Source organism: Ruegeria sp. BHSB056 (assembly GCF_059613305.1).
On sequence record NZ_JBXWSG010000187.1, the window covers coordinates 1 to 1,713 of the forward strand.

The window sequence follows — 1,713 nt, forward strand, 5'->3', positions numbered from 1 at the left end:
TCATGCCGCCGACAACACCCGCGCTGCCGCCGATGGCGAGACGTCCGGGTAGTCCCAGTTTCCCCTCCCATCGCCAGCCGGTCACCACGGCCAGCAGGGTCAGACCGGTTATGCCGCAGACAACCCAGCGCAACGCAACCGAGTCCACCTGCACCATGATCCACAGTCCCAGCGGCACAGTTATCGTTGCGGCAAAGCCCAGAGTGCTGATTTCGACCTTGTCGCAATCCCTCCATGCCTGCGGAGCCAAGGCAAAGGTTGATGCGATTCCGGTGGCGGCCATCAGAAAGACCACATCCGCTATTGGCAGGAACTGGGTCGCCACCGGCACAAAGATCATCGCGGTTCCAAAACCTGTGAAGCCGCGGACAAGTCCCGCGGCTCCGATGGTAAGGATCAGCCAAGTGAGGCCCGGCAAGGCCAGGGCCTGTTGCAGGGCATCAGGCATCAATATTGGCAAACTGGTTGCCCGCCGTATTCGAAGGTTTGGACCAGTCGCGCTTGACCCCCAGCCAAAGCAGGATGGTCGAAGCCACGAAGACCGACGAATAGGTCCCGACGACGACACCCCAGATCATCGCGAAGACGAATCCGCGGATGACATCCCCGCCCAGCAGATAAAGCGAGATCAGCGCCAGCAAAGTCGTGACCGAGGTCATCACTGTCCGGCTCAGGGTTTCGTTAATCGACAGATTCAGAACCTCTTTCAGGTCCTTCTTTTTGTATTTCCGCAGGTTCTCGCGCACCCGGTCGAAGACGACAACCGTGTCGTTCAGCGAATAGCCGACGATGGTCAGCAGCGCCGCGATGATCGCCAGATCGAAGCGGATTTGCAGTTCCGAGAAGATGCCGATGGTCAGGATCACATCGTGCACCAATGCGGCAACTGCCCCCAGTGCAAACTGCCATTCAAAGCGCAGCCAGATGTAGACAAGAACGGCACCAATGGCCAAGACAACCGCGATCACAGCCGTCTGGATCAACTCGCCCGACACTTTTGGGCCAACGGATTCGACACTTTCAAAGGGCAGTTTTAGTCCGGGGTCTGCGGCAGCCAGCGCTTCGCCGACCTGGGTGATCACGTCTGCAGTGACCGCTTCGGCGTCTTCCTGAGCCTGAATACGGATCATCGCGACATTTTCATCGGGACCGAAGCTTGGATCAAAAATCTCGGTGATGGTGACGTCACCCAGTTGCAGCGGAGACAAAGCATCGCGGTAAACACCCACGTCGATTGCTTGCGTGCTTTGGGTCCGGATCGTGGTGCCACCGCGGAAATCGATCCCGAAATTCAGCCCCTGCAGCAGAAATGAGGTGAACGCGATCACCATCATCAGGCCGGAGATTCCAAGCCAGATTTTCCAACGACTGAAGAAGTCGAACGAGGTGTTCTGCGGTACGAGTTTCAGTCTCATGTCAAACCTCGATCGTTTTCGGTCGGCGGCGTTCGAACCACATGACAACCATCAGGCGCGTCACGAAGATCGCGGTGAAGACCGATGTCAGGATACCCAGGCCCAGAGTGATCGCGAACCCGCGCACAGGACCACTGCCAATGGCAAACAGGATAACGGCGGTGATGAAGGTGGTTATGTTGGCGTCCAGAATGGCCGACAACGCCTTTTCATAGCCCAGATCGATGGCGCGGGCCGGACCTCTGGCGGATTTCAGTTCTTCGCGGATGCGCTCAAAGATCAGCACGTTGGCATCCAC

At 57.9% G+C, this 1,713-nt stretch carries 3 protein-coding genes; all 3 read right to left on the minus strand.

Annotation, left to right across the window (positions count from 1 at the left end; genetic code table 11):
- The coding region (locus tag AC2FND_RS20205; RefSeq protein WP_496771485.1) for a TSUP family transporter at positions 1-448 on the minus strand (448 nt) is incomplete at its 3' end.
- Positions 441-1,415 carry a protein translocase subunit SecF gene (gene secF, locus AC2FND_RS20210; RefSeq protein ID WP_496771486.1) on the minus strand — a complete coding sequence of 325 codons (975 nt, stop codon included), beginning with the start codon at positions 1,413-1,415 and terminating at the stop codon, positions 441-443. The genes AC2FND_RS20205 and secF, both read right to left, overlap by 8 nt.
- 1 nt (position 1,416) lies before the next feature.
- Positions 1,417-1,713: MMPL family transporter (locus tag AC2FND_RS20215; protein WP_496771487.1), on the minus strand; the 297-nt coding region annotated here is incomplete at its 5' end.

Coding starts and splice junctions, on each gene's coding strand:
- secF (WP_496771486.1), bottom strand. CDS start 1,415: ATGAGACTGAAACTCGTACCGCAGAACACCTCGTTCGACTTCTTCAGT.